The sequence below is a fragment of the Arthrobacter sp. 05T444 genome (genome assembly GCF_056395905.1).
In genome coordinates this window covers 172,781-188,765 of the sequence record NZ_JBFTKK010000008.1, presented here as the reverse complement: position 1 = coordinate 188,765, position 15,985 = coordinate 172,781, and the positions used below count along the sequence as shown (strand labels likewise).

The window sequence follows — 15,985 nt, the reverse complement described above, 5'->3', positions numbered from 1 at the left end:
CCGCATCGAGGCCGGCACCGTGTGGATCAACAAGCACGGCGCCGTTGACCCCCGCGTCCCCTTCGGCGGCGCCAAACAATCCGGGTACGGCCTGGAATTCGGCGTCGAAGGCCTCAAAGCCCTCGGCATCCCCCAAGTCATCAACGGCTAACGGGTCACCTACCCTCGGCAGAAGAGCCGACGTCGCTCCATGCGACGGCGGCTCTTCTTCGTCCTCGCGAACCATTTTCAGCCGGGAACCAGACCCGCCCGGGGAACGCCGGCTAACGCTACTCCCCGAGTCACAACAACCAGTTTCGGTTTGCAGTCAATGGTCACGAACCGGTAACGTTGGCGACTGGTCCAGAGGACCTGGCCCCAGAGGGGCCCCGGATGCCCGAATGCTGGGCCCGGAGCGTCGAGTGGCGATACAGCCGCTACGACCCCCTGCCAAGGGGGGCCGAAAAGAGCTTCCCCCACGCGGTCATCACCTCGTTGTGGTTACATACGTGTGCGCCTGTCTATGCCCCGGAGGGTCTTTTGTTCAATAGAAAACTAGCCATTGCAATGACCATTGGTGCCGTGTCCCTGACCGGATGCGGCGCTGCAACGACCCACCAGGCATCAGCGCCCGGTTCCGCGGCCCCGGCTGTCTCCGCCGCGGCTGCGACGGCCCCGACGGCCGGAGTCTCAGCTGCTGCCAAGGCGCCGGCGTCCGCCGCCGCGAACAAGGCAAAAACCGCCCACGCCGCGGCAACCGCTAAGCGCGCGGCAGAGAAGGTCCCCGCCGCAGCAGCCCCCGCGCCCGTGGCCAAGACTGCTGCGCGCCAGGTAGCGCCCGTTGCTGCTGCCCCCGCTACGGCAGTGGCGGCGAAGGCCGCGGAGGCAGCCGCCCCTGTCAAGGCAGCTCCACCCGCGCCGTCAAAGCCGGCACCTGCGGCTCCCGCACCCGTCGCACCGGCCAAGCCGGCGCCGGCAGCCCCCGCACCCGTCGCCACCGCGGGCAACGGCACCCAAGCTGCCACCACCCACGGGTGGGGTCCGGTTGTTACCGGCGATGAGTTCTCCTACGCCGGCGCTCCGGACCGCACGAAGTGGGGTGTCTACAACGGTTCAGGCCACGCGGGCAAGGGCGTCCGCAGCCCCCAGGCCTGGTCGATCGGCAACGGTGTGGCCACCGTGAGCGGCAACTCCGCCGGAACCACGGGCGGCATGTCAGCCAAGTTCGCTCAGCAGAAGTACGGCCGTTGGGAAACGCGCATGAAGACCAACGTCCGGGACTCTGAATACCATCCGGTCCTTATCCTTTGGCCCAATAACAACGCTTCCCCGAACTGCGCCGAGATCGATTACGCCGAGAGCACCTCGGACACCGCTCTGATGAAGTTCTTCCTGCACTATGCCTGCGGCGGCGGCGCCCAGACCACGATGGCGAAGCCGGTGGATAGCACGCAGTGGCATAACTACGCGGTGGAGTGGACCCCCGCCGGCATCACCGGGTACATCGACGGCGTGAAGACGTTCACCGACACGAACCCGGCGCACCAGCCCTCCGTCGGCATGCACCAGACACTTCAGCTCGACTGGTTCCCTGACGGCTCCGCCACGTCACCGTCGCAGATGCAGGTCGACTGGGTGCGCGTCTACAAGTAGGCCAGCACCGACAAAATCAGCCAGGCAGGATGCCGGCGCCCGCGAGGGTGCCGGCATCCTTTCTTTGTGGCCGGCTGCGAGCCGCCCCTGCCGTGGCAGGGTCTAGGCCAGCACCTTGTCGAGCTTGGTAAACGAGGTACCCCAGCCCTCGCGCGTCATGTCCACCCATTCGGTACTGTCGAACGGGCCCTGCGTAAGGTGCAGCCGGGTCCGGCCTCCTCCGAGGTCCTCGAACTCAAGTCGCATTTCGACTTGGCGGGTGGTGCCGGTGTCGGGCTCTGCCCTCTGCGTGGCCACCAGCAGCGACGGCGGGTCGTAGGCGGAGATCACGGCGTCGATGGGCCCCTCCTTGGCGACGCCGTCCTCGTCCCAGGCCATGACCAGCTGCCAGGCTCCGCCGACACGGGGTTCGACGACGATCCGCTCCCGGGGCGAGTCCACTCCCTCCGGGCCGAACCATGCGGCGAGCTGGTCCGGATCAGTGAAGGCTTTGAAGACCAGTTCGCGGGGAGCATCAAACTCCCTGGTCATGGTGAGGGTGTGGGACTCAGTGGTGTTCTCTTGGGTGTTCATTGCCTGACTCCTGATTCTTCGGATCTTGTTGGATCTTTCGCAAATGCGCATCGAGACGGCTGAAGCTGTCGTCCCAAAAGCGCCTGTACCTGTCCATGTATTCGGCGGCCTCGCGCAGCGGTGCGGCCTCGAGCTTCGAGGAGCGCCATTGCGCATTCCGGCTCCGGGTGATCAGACCGGCGGTTTCGAGCACCTTAAGGTGGCGGGAGATCGCCGGAAGGCTGATGTCGAAGGGCTCGGCCAGCTGATTGACGGTGGCTTCGCCCTCCGCCAGCCGGGCCAGGATCGCCCTGCGAGTGGAGTCGGCGAGCGCCGAGAAGATGAGGCTGAGCCGGTCGGATGACATCAGAGGGCGCCTTTTATACTTAACGCTTTTGCTAATTAACTAATACGTTAAATATGTGCTCCGTGGGTCCCGCTGTCAAGGGTTCCGCAGGACGCCTTGCCTACTGAACCTGCTCGATGGCCTGCCCGCCACCTCGTTTGTACACACGGTAGGCAGTAATGACGATTACGAGCCAAGCCCCACCCAGCGCCCAACCCGCCAGGACATCAGTGAGCCAGTGGTGGCCGAGGTAGACCCCGCTGAGGCCCATGGTCACGGCGAACAGGACCGCAACGGAGGCGGCGAGCACACGGCTCCGCGTCCTATCCACGCGCAGCGTGATCAAGTAGGCGATCATGCCAGCGATGACAACCGAGTTCAACGCATGCCCGCTGGGAAACGAGGCGGAGAAATCATAGGGCGGTACAGCCTCGAGCAGAGGTGGGCGGATGCGGACCACGAGCCGCTTGCCGACGATCGTCATCAGCAGCGAACCGGCCGATGCAGTGACTATGTGGGTTGCCGGGATCCAGGACTTCCACCTGATGGCCAGTATCCCTGCGGCAGTCACGACAAGAACTGGCATCCCAACCGTGTCACCGAAGAAGGCGTAGGCAGTGACCAGGACATCCAGCGCGGGAGTCCACCGACCCGGACACCCAGACGAAGAAGCAAATCAGGCCCAAAGCGGTCGCCGAGCCAGGCAGCAGCGTCCGGGGCACTGCCACAATGACAGCCCCGGCTTGGAAAAAGTTTGGGCAGCCCTCAAGAAAAGGTTGCCGGAGGCCACTAACATGGGGGGGTCAGCGCGCTGACGCCGAAGCGGTTGTTGCCTGCCCGGGATTAATCCGTAGCTGCGGCCGGACGGGACGCGCCAGCCGAACCGTCGCCTCTTGCCCCCGAGCGCTTCGGGGAGCACCATGACAAATGACGACAGGGACGGCCCCTAAGACATCGTCCCCGTGACCAGCGAGGGAGGATCCATGATCCGGGACAACAGCGCGGCCCACGAGCCGCAATCATGACCATCAAAGGAGCTCTTGCCGCCGGGGCTCTGGCGGGAGCCGCAGGCACTACCGCCCTGAACACCGTCGCGTACCTGGACATGGTCTGGCGGGCCCGCGCCGCCAGCAGCACTCCCGAAGCCACCGTGAAGAAGCTTGCGGACGTCACTGGCATTCCGATCCCGGGCACCGAGGACGAACGCACGAACCGCATAGCCGGATTGGGGCCATTGATGGGCCTCATGGCGGGAATCAGCGTCGGTGCCGTTCTCGGGCTGGTCCGCGGGGCCGGATACCGGCCCGGTCCTCTCGGTACTTGTCTGGCCGCCACGGCCGGGGCGCTCGTCGTCGGCAATGGCCCCATGACCGCGCTCGGAGTGACCGACCCCCGCACGTGGTCCCGTACGGACTGGCTAAGCGATATCTTCCCGCATCTGGCCTACGGGATCACCGCGGCGGCCGCGCTGCGGGCATTGGACCCGGAGCCATCAGCAGGTTAGACGCCCGGCGCTGGATGTCCCGCCCTGCGTCCCCGGCCGGCTCCGGCCACCGACACTGCAGGCTGCACCCGAATGGGCGCAGCCTGCAGTTCATAAGTGGATAAGGAGCCGGTTTACTCAGTGGTCCAGGAATTCGGGGACGCGCTTGCCTGCTCGCAGGAGGGGCGCGAAGAAAGCGGCGAGTTCCGCCGTCGCCGTCAAGGGCAGGACGTTCGCTACGTACTGGTCCGGGCGCACCACCACGACGACCCCGCCGCGGTCGATGCCGCGCAGTTCGAAGATATCCGCCGCCGGATCGGTGGCGTAGACCTTCTCGAGATAGGTGAGCTGGAACGGACCGACCTCCGGCTTGAACACCGCCGGGACGGTGCCGATGTCGATGTTCGTGTGGTCCTGCTGGTAGATCACCTTCACGTCGAACCATGCGTCACGGTCGGCTCCCGGCGGCGTTGCGGACAGCGGCGAGTCAGGTGAGTTCGCGATCCACTCGGCAAAGTCGGCCACGGGCGACGCGGCGCCGGCCGCGGCCGGGTCGGCAAAGACGTAGATGCGCCACCGGCCGTCGGCAGTGGCTTGGTGCCCGAGCTGCAGCGGGTTTGTGTCGCAGACACGCACGACGGGCGCGGACTTGAAGCGCTTCCCGATGGTGAAGCCGGTGGCCAGGTCTTGGTGTGCGGACTCGGCGATGAGCATTGAGGGGGAATACTGGGTCATGAACCCTGCCGGGAATTCGGCGGTGCTGACATAGAAGTCCTCGAGCTCGGAGGGGTTGTCGAATTCCTCCGGCTTCTTCGCCATGAGTGTGGACCACTCCTTGTCGAAGTCGATAAGGTTCTTCGCGACGACCTGGCGCTCGGCCGAGTACGTGGACAGCAGGCTCTCCGGGCTGCGGCCCTCGAGGACGTGGCCGAGCTTCCATCCCAGGTTGAAGCCATCCTGCATGGAGACGTTCATCCCCTGGCCGGCCTTGGCGCTGTGCGTGTGGCAGGCATCACCGGTAATGAACACACGCGGCGTGCGGGTGCCGCGCTGGTCCGGGAGGACGTCGTCGAACCTGTCGGTAAGGCGGTGGCCCACCTCGTAGACGCTGTGCCACGCCACATTGCGGACGTCGACGGTGTAGGGATGGACGATCGCGTTGGCCTTGGCGATGATCTGCTCGATGGTGGTCTTGCGGACGGCTCCACGGTCGTCCGCGGCCACCTCGCCGAGGTCGACGTACATGCGGAAGAGATGGCCGCCCTCGCGCGGGATCAGCAGGATGCTGCCGCCGTCATGGGACTGGATGGCGCACTTGAGGCGGATATCGGGGAAGTCCGTGGTGGCGAGCACGTCCATGACCCCCCAGGCGTGGTTGGCCTGGTCTCCTGCCATGGTGCAGCCGATCGACTCCCGCACCTTGCTCCGCGCACCATCCGCGCCCACAACATACTTGGCCCGGACCACACGCTCCTTGCCCTCGTCGGGGCCGGACGTGTGAGCAAGCGTCACTGTGACCGGGTACTCCCCCTCGCCGACTTCCAGCCCGCGGAACTCGTAGCCGTAGTCCGGCGACATGCGCGTTGGGGCTTTCGCCATGACATCGGCGAAGTAGTCCAGCACACGGGCCTGGTTGACGATGAGATGCGGGAATTCGCTGATCCCGGCCGGGTCGTCGAGCGTGCGGGCGGCCCGGACGATGTTTGAGGGGTTCTGGGGGTCCGGCTTCCAGAACGCCATTTCGGTGATCCGGTAGGCCTCGGCGATGATCCGCTCCGCAAAGCCGAAGGCCTGGAAGGTTTCGACGCTCCGGGCCTGGATGCCGTCGGCCTGACCGATCTCGAGCCTCCCGCCGCGGCGCTCCACGATGCGGGTGGTGATGCCGGGGAACTGGGACAGCTGCGCGGCCGTGAGCATGCCTGCGGGCCCGGTGCCCACGATCAGCACGTCGACCTCGTCGGGAAGCTCCGTGGGCCGGTTGATGCCGACACCGGCGGCCGGCTGGAATCGCGGGTCACCGGATACGTAACCGTGATGGTGGAAATGCACGGGGATTCCTCACTTCGTTGTGTGGCTGTTTAGGGCAGTCAATTGTGTTCGATATCAGAACTAATCGTTCTATAATAGAAATCTTTGGATGATTCAAAACTGTACGCAGATATGACCTGCGTTACAAGTGCCCTTGAAAACACCCGAGAAATCAGGGGTTGACGTTCGGTGGCTCCTAGGCAATAGTGATTGTATACGATTTCGTACTCGATGAGGAGTAACTCTTGGAACAGGTCACCGACCACATCCTGGCCGCGGCCCGCAAGGTCATCGCGGTGCACATCAACTACCCCAGCCGGGCAGCCCAGCGCGGCCGCACTCCGGAACAGCCGTCTTACTTCCTGAAGCCATCCTCCTCCCTGGCCCTCAGCGGCTCAACGGTGGAACGCCCTGCCGGCTGCGAACTCCTCGGCTACGAAGGCGAGATCGCCCTGATTATCGGCAAGCCTGCCCGCCGTATCGGAGTGGAGGATGCCTGGAGCCACGTCGAATGGGTCACCGCGAGCAACGACCTCGGCGTCTACGACCTCCGTTATGCGGATAAGGGCTCCAACCTCCGGTCCAAGGGCGGCGACGGCTTCACTCCCGTCGGCCCCGGACTCATCGCCGCGGACGCCGTCGACCCGGCCGGCTTGCGCATCCGTACCTGGCACAACGGCGACCTGGTCCAGGACGACACCACCGAAGACCTGTTGTTCCCTTTCGCCCGGCTCGTCGCTGATCTTTCGCAGCTGCTCACGCTCGAAGAGGGCGACATCATCCTTACCGGCACGCCGGCCGGCGCCTCCGTTGCCAAGCCAGGCGACGTCGTCGAGGTTGAAGTCAGTACGACGACGGCGGGAACCGGCGGCGCCGGCCTCGCCACCGGCCGTCTGGTCACCCGGGTGGAGGAAGGTACGACGCCGTTCGCCGATTTTGGTGCACGGCCCAAGACGGATGATCTCCAGCGGGAGGAAGCCTACGGCTCCCGGGAAGCCGCCGGTCTGGCAACCGGGGCGGCGACGGTGTCGGTACTGACGCCGGAGCTGAAGGCCAAGCTAGAGAGCGTCTGCACCGCCACGCTGTCCTCCCAGCTGCGCAAGCGGGGCCTGAACAACGTCAGCATCGACGGCCTCAGCTCCACCCGGCCGGAAAGGCGGATCGTGGGCCTCGCCCGGACCCTGCGCTACGTGCCCAACCGCGAGGACCTCTTCAAGACCCACGGCGGCGGCTTCAACGCGCAGAAGAAGGCGATCGATTCGGTCAACGAGGGCGAGATCCTCGTCATGGAAGCCCGCGGCGAGAAGGGCACCGGCACCATCGGCGACATCCTAGCCCTCCGCGCCCAGGTCCGCGGTGCCGCAGCCATCATCACCGACGGCGGGGTCCGTGACTTCTCCGCGGTGGCCGCCATGAACATGCCCACCTACTATTCCAACCCGCACCCGGCCGTCCTGGGCCGCCGGCACATTCCCTGGGACACGGACATCACCATCGCCTGCGGCGGCACCACCGTGCAGCCCGGAGACATCATCGTGGCTGACTCTGATGGCATCCTGGTCATCCCGCCGGCCCTGGCCGTAGAGCTCGCGGACGATTCGATCGCCCAGGAACGCGAGGAAGTCTTCATCGCCGAAATGGTGCAGCAGGGCCACAGCGTGGACGGCCTCTACCCGCTCAACGCCGAATGGCGGGCACGCTACGAGGAATGGGAAGCGGGCACCAAATGACTGAAACAGCCACTGCAGGCATGCGCACAGGCAGCAAATCAGAACAGGCCTACGCGGCCGTCAAGGCCCGGATCGTGGACGGGACCTACTCCCCCGGCTACCGGCTGGTTCTCGCCAAAATCGCCGAGGACCTGGGCGTCAGCGTGGTGCCGGTCCGCGAAGCCATCCGCCGCCTCGAAGCCGAAGGGCTGGTCAAGTTCGAACGGAACGTCGGCGCCACCGTGTCCGGGATCGACCCCACCGAGTACCTCTACACGATGCAGACCCTGAGCATCGTGGAGGGCGCAGCCACCGCATTGTCCGCCCCGCTGATCGGGGAGGCTGACATTGCCCGTGCCCGGGCAGTGAACGCCGAGATGCGCGAATGCCTGGAACACTTCGACCCCGTCCGGTTCACCCGGCTGAACCAGGACTTCCACAGCGTCCTGTTCGAGCACTGCCCCAACCCGCACATCCTGGACCTTGTCCACCGGGGCTGGAACCGGCTCGCGTCCCTGCGGTCCTCCACGTTCCGCTTCGTCCCCGGCCGCGCTCATGACTCCGTGGCCGAACACGAAGCCCTGCTCCGGCTCGTCGAAACCGGCGCCAGTGCCGACGAAATAGAAAAGGCAGCCCGTTTGCACCGCAGCGCCACTCTGGACGCTTACCTGGCCCAAACCCCGGCAGCAGTGCAGGCCGCTGCAGCCGACCACCCGACCCCCCAGACCTCCCAGCAGTAAGGAAAGTAACAATGACGTTCACTGCCGCAGAAACCACGGCCCACTACGTTCCGCAGGATCTTCCCACCCACATCCAGCACTACATCAACGGCGAATTTGTCGATTCCGTGGGCGGCAAAACCTTCGACGTCCTGGACCCGGTCTCCAACACCAACTACGCCACCGCCGCCGCGGGCCAGAAAGAGGACATCGAGCTCGCTGTTGCCGCCGCCCGCGAAGCCTTCACCAACGGCCCGTGGCCTAAAATGAAGCCCCGCGAGCGCGCCCGCGTCCTGAACCGGATCGCGGACGCCGTCGAGGCCCAGGAGGAACGGCTCGCAGAACTGGAAACCTTCGACACCGGCCTGCCCATCACCCAGGCGAAGGGCCAGGCCCTCCGTGCAGCCGAGAACTTCCGCTTCTTCGCCGACCTGATCGTGGCCCAGTTCGACGACGCCATGAAGGTCCCCGGCTCGCAGATCAACTACGTGAACCGCAAGCCGATCGGCGTCGCCGGCCTCATCACGCCGTGGAACACGCCGTTCATGCTGGAGTCCTGGAAGCTCGCCCCTGCACTGGCGACCGGCAACACCGTGGTCCTCAAGCCGGCCGAGTTCACCCCGCTCTCGGCCTCGCTCTGGGCACAGATTTTCAAGGACGCGGGCCTGCCGGACGGCGTCTTCAACCTGGTCAACGGCCTCGGTGAGGAGGCAGGCGACGCGCTGGTCAAGCACCCGGATGTCCCGCTGATCTCCTTCACCGGCGAGACCACCACGGGGCAGACGATCTTCCGCAATGCGGCAACCAACCTTAAGGGCCTGTCCATGGAGCTCGGCGGCAAGTCCCCGTGCGTCGTGTTCGCCGACGCCGACCTGGACGCCGCGATCGACTCCGCACTGTTCGGTGTCTTCTCGCTCAACGGCGAGCGCTGCACCGCCGGCTCCCGCATCCTCGTCGAACGCGCCATCTACGACGAGTTCTGCGAAAAGTACGCGGCCCGCGCAAAGAAAATCGTGGTCGGCGATCCGCACGATCCCAAGACCCAGGTCGGTGCCCTGGTCCATCCCGAGCACTACGAAAAAGTGGCCTCCTACGTGGAGATCGGCAAGTCAGAAGGCCGGCTCCTGGCCGGCGGCGGACGCCCGGAGCACCTGCCCGAGGGCAACTACATCGCCCCCACCGTGTTCGCCGACGTCGCCCCGGACGCCCGGATCTTCCAGGAGGAGATCTTCGGCCCCGTCGTCGCCATCACGCCGTTCGAGAACGACGACGAAGCGCTGGCTTTGGCGAACAACACCCGTTACGGCCTGGCGGCCTACATCTGGACCCAGAACCTCACCCGGGCCCACAACTTCTCCCAGAACGTGGAAGCCGGGATGGTGTGGCTGAACAGCCACAACGTCCGCGACCTGCGCACCCCGTTCGGCGGCGTCAAGGCCTCCGGGCTGGGCCACGAGGGCGGCTACCGCTCCATCGACTTCTACACCGACCAGCAGGCCGTGCACATCACGCTCGGCACCGTCCACACCCCGAAATTCGGCGCCTAAGTCTTTCGTCGGCGCCCAACCAGACCCCTTTCAAAGAAGAGAGAATCCCATGAACCGCCAAATTTCACAGGACAACATCATCCCCAAGCCTTCCGTACCGGCGCCTGACATCGTCCGCTGCGCCTACATGGAAATCGTGGTCACCGACCTCGCCAAGTCCCGCGAGTTCTACGTGGACGTCCTCGGCCTGCACGTCACCGAGGAAGACGAGAACACCATCTACCTGCGCTCCCTCGAGGAGTTCATCCACCACAACCTGGTCCTGCGCAAGGGGCCGATCGCCGCCGTCGCCGCCTTTGCCTACCGGGTGAAGTCCCCCGCCGAGGTGGACGCCGCCGAGGCCTACTACAAGGAACTGGGCTGCCGCACCGAACGCCGCAAGGATGGCTTCACCAAGGGCATCGGCGACTCCGTCCGCGTGGAGGACCCGCTGGGCTTCCCCTATGAGTTCTTTTACGAGACCGAGCACGTGGAGCGCCTCACCCAGCGCTACGACCTCTACTCCGCCGGGGAACTGGTCCGGCTGGACCACTTCAACCAGGTCACCCCCGACGTTCCGCGCGGCCGCAAATACCTCGAGGATCTTGGCTTCCGCGTCTCCGAGGACATCCAGGACTCAGACGGCGTCACCTATGCCGTGTGGATGCACCGCAAGCAGACCGTGCACGACACCGCACTGACGGGCGGCAACGGCCCGCGCATGCACCACGTCGCATTCGCCACGCATGAGAAGCACAACATCATCCAGATCTGCGACAAGATGGGCGCCCTGCGCATCAGCGACCGGATCGAGCGCGGCCCCGGCCGGCACGGCGTCTCCAACGCGTTCTACCTCTACATCCTGGACCCGGACGGCCACCGCATCGAGATCTACACCCAGGACTACTACACCGGCGACCCCGACAACCCCGTGGTGACCTGGGACGTCCACGACAACCAGCGCCGCGACTGGTGGGGCAACCCCGTCGTCCCGTCCTGGTACACCGAGGCGTCCCTGGTCCTTGACCTGGACGGCAATCCTCAGCCCGTCATCGAGCGCACCGACGCCTCGGAGATGGCCGTCACCGTGGGCGCCGACGGTTTCTCCTACACGCGCAAAGACGGAGCCGACGCCGAGGGGTTCAAACTCGGGGCGCAGGTCTAGCCAGACAGCGCTGCCGGCCCCGCGCCATGGCGTGCGGGGCCGGCAGCCGTCCGACGGACTGATCTGCCCACCATTGAGGAGCGCATGAATGCTTGACCCGAAAACAATCGAGGCGATCGCCGACGAACTCGTGGAGGCCGGCCGCAGCCGGACGCCGGTGCCGCGCCTGACCGCCCGCTACCCGGACATGACGGTGGAGGATTCCTACGCCGTGCAGCAGCTGTGGCGGCGGCGGAACGAGGAAGCCGGCCGGAAGCTCGTGGGCCGCAAGATCGGCCTCACGTCCAAGGCGATGCAGGCGGCCACGGGCATCACCGAACCCGATTACGGCGCGATTTTCGACGACATGGTCCTCGAAACCGGCTGCTCCGTTCAGTGGGACAGGTACACACACCCGCGGGTCGAGGTGGAGCTCGCGTTCGTGCTCAAGCAGGACCTCTCCGGCCCCGGCTGCACCATCTTCGACGTCCTCAACGCCACCGACTACGTGGTCCCGGCGCTCGAAATCCTGGACTCCCGGATCGAGATGGAGGGCCGGACCATCGTGGACACCATCGCGGACAACGCGGCCATGGGCGCCATGGTGGTGGGCGGCAATCCCGTCCGCCCGGACGCCGTCGACCTCCGCTGGGTATCCGCGATCCTCTACAAGAACCAGACGGTGGAAGAGACCGGCGTGGCCGCCGGCGTCCTGGACCATCCCGCCGCGGGCGTGCACTGGCTCGCCAACAAGATTGCCGCCCACGGCGACGGCATGAAGGCCGGGGACATCATCCTCGCCGGCTCTTTCACCCGACCGCTGTGGGTCTTCAAGGGTGACACCGTCCACGCCGATTACGGACCCCTCGGGAGCATCACGTGCCGATTCGAGTAGAACCCGATGCAACATTCCGAGACGCCTTGGCAGCCGCGGACAGGCCGCTCGCCGGCATGTGGGTCTGTTCCGGCAGCCCGCTCGTGGCCGAGATCTGCGCCGGGGCAGGCCTGGACTGGCTCCTGATCGACGCCGAACACAGCCCCAACGGCCTGGAATCAATCCTGGCCCAGCTCCAGGCAGTGCACGGCTACCCCGTCCAGACCCTGGTCCGTCCCCCGGTCAACGACACCGTGGTGATCAAGCAGTATCTGGACCTCGGCGTCCAGAACCTGCTGGTCCCCATGGTGAACTCAGGGGCCGAGGCCGAAGCTGCCGTCGCCGCCACCCGTTACCCGCCGCACGGCGTCCGCGGGGTCGGCTCCGCGCTGGCCCGCGCCGCCCGGTGGAACCGCATTCCGGACTACCTGGCCCGCGCCTCCGAAACGGTGAGCGTGACCGTGCAGATCGAATCCGAATCCGCCGTTGCCGCGGTGGAGGACATCCTGGCGGTGGACGGTGTGGACGCCATCTTCCTGGGACCGTCAGACCTCGCCGCCTCGATGGGCCTGCTGGGACAGCAGGAACACCCAAAGGTGCGCGCCGCCGTCGAACACTGCATCGCCGCCGCCAACACGGCGGGCAAACCCGCCGGCGTGAACGCCTTCAGCCCGGACACCGCCCGCAGCTACCTGGCGGCCGGCGCCGCGTTTGTTCTGGTGGGCGCCGACGTGGCAATCCTGGCCCGCGGCTCCGAAGCACTAGCCGCCGAGTACATCACGCGGGACGCGGTAACTGAGCCTGCTGAAACCCCGACCAGCTACTGACTCGAACCGCTGGTTGAACCTGTCGAAACCGCTTCCCCTGGTAGAACCTGCCGAAACCGCTTCCGCTGGTTGAGCCTGTCGAAACCGCTTCCGCTGGTTGAGCCTGTCGAAACCCCGACCAAAACTTTCTGAGGAGACTCCCGCATGTCCACTTCGCCCGCACTCTCCCCTGCCATCTCACCCGCCCGTGAGACTGATCTTCTCGCCTCCGTCCCCACCGGCCTGCTGATTGGCGGGCAGTGGCGGCAGGCGTCCGACGGCGGCACGTTCGACGTGCACGACCCCGCCACCGGGGAGGTACTCGCCACCCTGGCCTCCGCCACGAGCGCAGACGCACTGGCCGCTCTCGACGCCGCAGACAAGGCCCAGGCCTCCTGGGCCCGGACGGCGCCGCGTGAACGTGCCGAAATCCTGCGCCGCGCCTTCGACCTCGTGACCGCACGGGCCGAGGACTTCGCCCTGCTGATGACCCTGGAAATGGGCAAACCGTTGGCCGAAGCCCGCGGCGAAGTTACCTACGGCGCCGAATTCCTGCGCTGGTTCTCGGAGGAGACAGTCCGTGATTACGGCCGCTACCTCACCACACCGGAGGGCAAGAACAAGATCCTGGTCCAGCACAAGCCCGTGGGCCCCTGCCTGCTCATCACTCCGTGGAACTTCCCGCTCGCCATGGCCACCCGCAAGGTCGCCCCGGCCGTCGCAGCCGGCTGCACCATGGTCCTCAAGCCAGCCAAGCTCACCCCGCTGACCGCACAGCTGTTTGCCCAGACCATGCTCGACGCCGGCCTGCCCGCCGGCGTCCTGAACGTCGTCTCCTCCTCCAGCGCTTCGGGGATCTCAGGGCCGCTGCTGAAGGATTCCCGGCTGCGGAAGGTCTCCTTTACCGGCTCCACCCCGGTCGGCAAGCGCCTCATGGCCGACGCCGCACAGAATGTCCTGCGCACCTCCATGGAACTCGGCGGCAACGCCCCGTTCATCGTGTTCGAGGACGCCGACCTGGACAAGGCTGTGGACGGAGCCATGGCCGCCAAGATGCGGAACATGGGCGAAGCCTGCACCGCAGCCAACCGCTTTCTGGTCCAGGAATCCGTGGCGGCCGAGTTCACACAAAAATTCGCCGCTGCCATGGGAGCCCTGGTCACCGGCCGCGGGACGGAACCGGACACCAAGGTCGGCCCGCTGATCGACGCCGGCGCCCGTGACGACGTGCACGCACTGGTGAGTGCCGCCGTCGAGGCCGGCGCCACAGCGGTTACCGGCGGCGCACCGGTAGCGGGCGCTGGCTACTTTTACCAGCCCACCGTCCTGGCCAACGTGCCGAATGACGCCGAGATCCTGCGCCAGGAGATCTTCGGGCCGGTGGCTCCCGTCACCACCTTCACCACCGGATTGGACGCCATCCGGCTCGCCAACGCCACCGAATACGGTCTGGCGTCCTACGTCTACAGCCGGGACTTCAACCGGCTGCTCCGTGTGGCCGAACAGATCGAGTTCGGCATGGTTGGCTTCAACGCCGGCGTCATCTCCAACGCCGCCGCTCCGTTCGGCGGCGTCAAGCACTCCGGGCTCGGGCGTGAAGGCGGCTCCGAAGGCATCGCCGAATACACCACCACGCAGTACATCGGCATCGCCGACCCGTACGCTTCCTGACTTTCTGGACTTCGTCAAAAGCCACCGCTAGCGGGACACACCGACGTGCCCGCAGGAAAGAGACACAATGAGCGCCCTGTCGCATCAACAACGCAATTCGGCACCGCAACGAAATTCGGGACGGGAAAACCGTCGCGTAGCGTTTGCCACCATCGTCGGGACCACCGTCGAGTGGTACGACTTCTTCATCTACGCGAACGCTGCCGGCCTGGTTTTCGCCAAGCTTTTCTTCGAACCCGCCGGCAACGACATAGCCCTGTTGGTTTCCTTCGCGTCAGTGGGTCTGAGCTTCCTGTTCCGGCCCTTGGGCGCATTCCTGGCCGGACACTTCGGAGACCGACTGGGTCGCCGGGCCATGCTGGTCCTCACCCTGATCCTCATGGGAGCCGCCACCACCCTGATCGGCGTGCTGCCCACCTACGAGACCGCCGGCCTGACTGCACCCGTCCTGCTGCTGCTTCTGCGCATCCTGCAAGGCATCTCTGCGGGCGGGGAATGGGGCGGTGCGGTCCTCATGGCCGTGGAACACGCGCCCAGTTCCAAGCGCGGACTGTTCGGTTCGTTCCCGCAACTCGGCGTCCCCTTAGGCATGCTGCTTGCGGCCGGCGTCCTGGCCCTGATGTCCGGCGTGGTCTCGCCCGGTGCGGCTTTCGTCGAGTGGGGCTGGCGTGTCCCGTTCCTGCTCAGCTTCGTGCTGATCATCGTGGGCTTCATTGTGCGTCGGAGCGTAGACGAGAGCCCTGTCTTTGCGGAAATCGCCACTCGGAGGCAGCAGACGCGCGTTCCGATCGTGGAGCTGTTCAAAAAGCACTGGCTGCTGGTCCTCCTTGCGGCGCTGGTCTTTGCAGGCAACAACGCCGCCGGGTATATGACCACCGGCGGCTATATCCTCAGCTACGCCACCGCCCGAAGGGACTGGCCATGGACCGCACCCAGGTGCTCCTCGCCGTCACGGCCGCGGCCGCCCTGTGGTTCGTCTTTACGCTCATCGCCGGCTTCCTCGCCGACAGCATCGGCCGCAAGAAGACCTACCTCATCGGCTATGGCTGCCTGATGGTCACGTTCTTCCCGCTGTTTTGGCTCATCAATAGCGGCAACATCTGGGCCATGTTCCTGGGCCTGGCCTTGTTCAGCGTCGGACTCGGCCTCACCTACGGACCGCAGGCCGCCCTCTACAGTGAACTCTTTCCGGCATCCATCCGTTTCTCCGGAGTGGCCATCTCCTATGCTCTGGGCGCGATTATCGGCGGTGCCTTTGCTCCGGCGATCGCCACCGCACTGGTCCAGGCGACGGGGACCACCATGTCGGTGTCTGCGTACCTGCTCGTTGTCGCGCTGATCTCAACGGGCGCGGTGCTGATGATCCGCGAACGGAAGGGCATCGACCTGGGCATCGATAACCAGGCCGAGCAGGAAGTCGGCGCCACCGTCTTCGACCGGCGCAGCCCCGTCACGAACAAGGTCTGATCCCCGGAATTGAGCCTGTCGACCCCCC

The 15,985-nt window shown here is 65.9% G+C and carries 14 protein-coding genes and 1 pseudogene; 11 read left to right on the top strand and 4 right to left on the bottom strand.

The genetic code is table 11. The annotated features are described in order from the left end of the window. Window positions 1–151 (top strand): aldehyde dehydrogenase family protein (locus tag AC1DD3_RS10435; protein WP_476881585.1); only part of this gene is annotated, 151 nt, incomplete at its 5' end. Window positions 152–546: 395 nt separating this feature from the next. Then, entirely contained in the window at window positions 547–1,632 is a 1,086-nt protein-coding gene (locus tag AC1DD3_RS10430) for a glycoside hydrolase family 16 protein (RefSeq protein ID WP_476881580.1), read from the top strand. Window positions 1,633–1,734: 102 nt separating this feature from the next. Here AC1DD3_RS10430 and AC1DD3_RS10425 read toward each other — a convergent pair whose 3' ends face one another. The 3 genes from AC1DD3_RS10425 to AC1DD3_RS10415 all read right to left on the bottom strand — a co-directional run bounded on the left by AC1DD3_RS10425 (window position 1,735) and on the right by AC1DD3_RS10415 (window position 3,116). After that, window positions 1,735–2,205, bottom strand: a complete 471-nt coding sequence (locus AC1DD3_RS10425; protein ID WP_476881579.1) for an SRPBCC family protein — start codon at window positions 2,203–2,205, stop codon at window positions 1,735–1,737. Beyond that, window positions 2,180–2,551, bottom strand: coding sequence for an ArsR/SmtB family transcription factor (locus AC1DD3_RS10420; RefSeq protein WP_230117738.1), 372 nt, complete (start codon window positions 2,549–2,551; stop codon window positions 2,180–2,182). The genes AC1DD3_RS10425 and AC1DD3_RS10420 overlap by 26 nt, the downstream gene beginning before the upstream one ends. Window positions 2,552–2,651: 100 nt before the next feature. After that, window positions 2,652–3,116 carry a phosphatase PAP2 family protein gene (locus AC1DD3_RS10415; protein ID WP_230117739.1) on the bottom strand — a complete coding sequence of 155 codons (465 nt, stop codon included), beginning with the start codon at window positions 3,114–3,116 and terminating at the stop codon, window positions 2,652–2,654. Between the two features lie 435 nt (window positions 3,117–3,551). Between AC1DD3_RS10415 and AC1DD3_RS10410 the strand changes: the two genes are divergently transcribed. Next, window positions 3,552–4,034, top strand: coding sequence for a hypothetical protein (locus AC1DD3_RS10410; protein ID WP_230117740.1), 483 nt, complete (start codon window positions 3,552–3,554; stop codon window positions 4,032–4,034). Between the two features lie 117 nt (window positions 4,035–4,151). On the opposite strand, the gene AC1DD3_RS10405 is transcribed toward AC1DD3_RS10410, so the two are convergent. Then, window positions 4,152–6,062, bottom strand: a complete 1,911-nt coding sequence (locus AC1DD3_RS10405; RefSeq protein ID WP_476881578.1) for an FAD-binding monooxygenase — start codon at window positions 6,060–6,062, stop codon at window positions 4,152–4,154. Between the two features lie 224 nt (window positions 6,063–6,286). Between AC1DD3_RS10405 and AC1DD3_RS10400 the strand changes: the two genes are divergently transcribed. The 8 genes and pseudogenes from AC1DD3_RS10400 (at window position 6,287) to AC1DD3_RS10365 (ending at window position 15,957) form a co-directional block, all read left to right on the top strand. Further along, window positions 6,287–7,771: a fumarylacetoacetate hydrolase family protein gene (locus AC1DD3_RS10400; RefSeq protein WP_476881577.1), complete on the top strand. Its 1,485-nt coding sequence runs from the start codon at window positions 6,287–6,289 to the stop codon at window positions 7,769–7,771. After that, a complete protein-coding gene (locus tag AC1DD3_RS10395; RefSeq protein WP_476881576.1) occupies window positions 7,768–8,490 on the top strand; it encodes a GntR family transcriptional regulator in 723 nt (240 codons plus the stop codon). Before AC1DD3_RS10400 ends, AC1DD3_RS10395 begins: the two co-directional genes overlap by 4 nt. An 11-nt stretch (window positions 8,491–8,501) precedes the next feature. Beyond that, entirely contained in the window at window positions 8,502–10,016 is a 1,515-nt protein-coding gene (gene hpaE / locus AC1DD3_RS10390; RefSeq protein WP_476881575.1) for a 5-carboxymethyl-2-hydroxymuconate semialdehyde dehydrogenase, read from the top strand. A gap of 49 nt (window positions 10,017–10,065) precedes the next feature. Continuing rightward, complete coding sequence (hpaD, locus tag AC1DD3_RS10385) at window positions 10,066–11,160, top strand: 3,4-dihydroxyphenylacetate 2,3-dioxygenase (RefSeq protein WP_230117745.1); 1,095 nt, start codon at window positions 10,066–10,068, stop codon at window positions 11,158–11,160. An 88-nt stretch (window positions 11,161–11,248) separates the two neighbouring features. After that, on the top strand, window positions 11,249–12,034 hold the full coding sequence (hpaH, locus tag AC1DD3_RS10380; RefSeq protein WP_230117746.1) for a 2-oxo-hept-4-ene-1,7-dioate hydratase: 786 nt from the start codon (window positions 11,249–11,251) through the stop codon (window positions 12,032–12,034). Next, complete coding sequence (locus AC1DD3_RS10375; RefSeq protein ID WP_230117747.1) at window positions 12,019–12,840, top strand: HpcH/HpaI aldolase family protein; 822 nt, start codon at window positions 12,019–12,021, stop codon at window positions 12,838–12,840. Before hpaH ends, AC1DD3_RS10375 begins: the two co-directional genes overlap by 16 nt. Window positions 12,841–12,984: 144 nt before the next feature. Beyond that, on the top strand, window positions 12,985–14,490 hold the full coding sequence (locus AC1DD3_RS10370; RefSeq protein ID WP_476881574.1) for an NAD-dependent succinate-semialdehyde dehydrogenase: 1,506 nt from the start codon (window positions 12,985–12,987) through the stop codon (window positions 14,488–14,490). Between the two features lie 67 nt (window positions 14,491–14,557). After that, window positions 14,558–15,957, top strand: a pseudogene (locus tag AC1DD3_RS10365) (MFS transporter). Window positions 15,958–15,985: the final 28 nt, after the last annotated feature.

Bases quoted from the DNA above. Each gene is read 5' to 3' on its own strand.
- AC1DD3_RS10430 (WP_476881580.1), top strand. From the start codon at position 547: ATGACCATTGGTGCCGTGTCCCTGACCGGATGCGGCGCTGCAACGACC.
- AC1DD3_RS10425 (WP_476881579.1), bottom strand. From the start codon at position 2,205: ATGAACACCCAAGAGAACACCACTGAGTCCCACACCCTCACCATGACC.
- AC1DD3_RS10420 (WP_230117738.1), bottom strand. From the start codon at position 2,551: ATGTCATCCGACCGGCTCAGCCTCATCTTCTCGGCGCTCGCCGACTCC.
- AC1DD3_RS10415 (WP_230117739.1), bottom strand. From the start codon at position 3,116: ATGCCAGTTCTTGTCGTGACTGCCGCAGGGATACTGGCCATCAGGTGG.
- AC1DD3_RS10410 (WP_230117740.1), top strand. From the start codon at position 3,552: ATGACCATCAAAGGAGCTCTTGCCGCCGGGGCTCTGGCGGGAGCCGCA.
- AC1DD3_RS10395 (WP_476881576.1), top strand. From the start codon at position 7,768: ATGACTGAAACAGCCACTGCAGGCATGCGCACAGGCAGCAAATCAGAA.
- hpaE (WP_476881575.1), top strand. From the start codon at position 8,502: ATGACGTTCACTGCCGCAGAAACCACGGCCCACTACGTTCCGCAGGAT.
- hpaD (WP_230117745.1), top strand. From the start codon at position 10,066: ATGAACCGCCAAATTTCACAGGACAACATCATCCCCAAGCCTTCCGTA.
- hpaH (WP_230117746.1), top strand. From the start codon at position 11,249: ATGCTTGACCCGAAAACAATCGAGGCGATCGCCGACGAACTCGTGGAG.
- AC1DD3_RS10370 (WP_476881574.1), top strand. From the start codon at position 12,985: ATGTCCACTTCGCCCGCACTCTCCCCTGCCATCTCACCCGCCCGTGAG.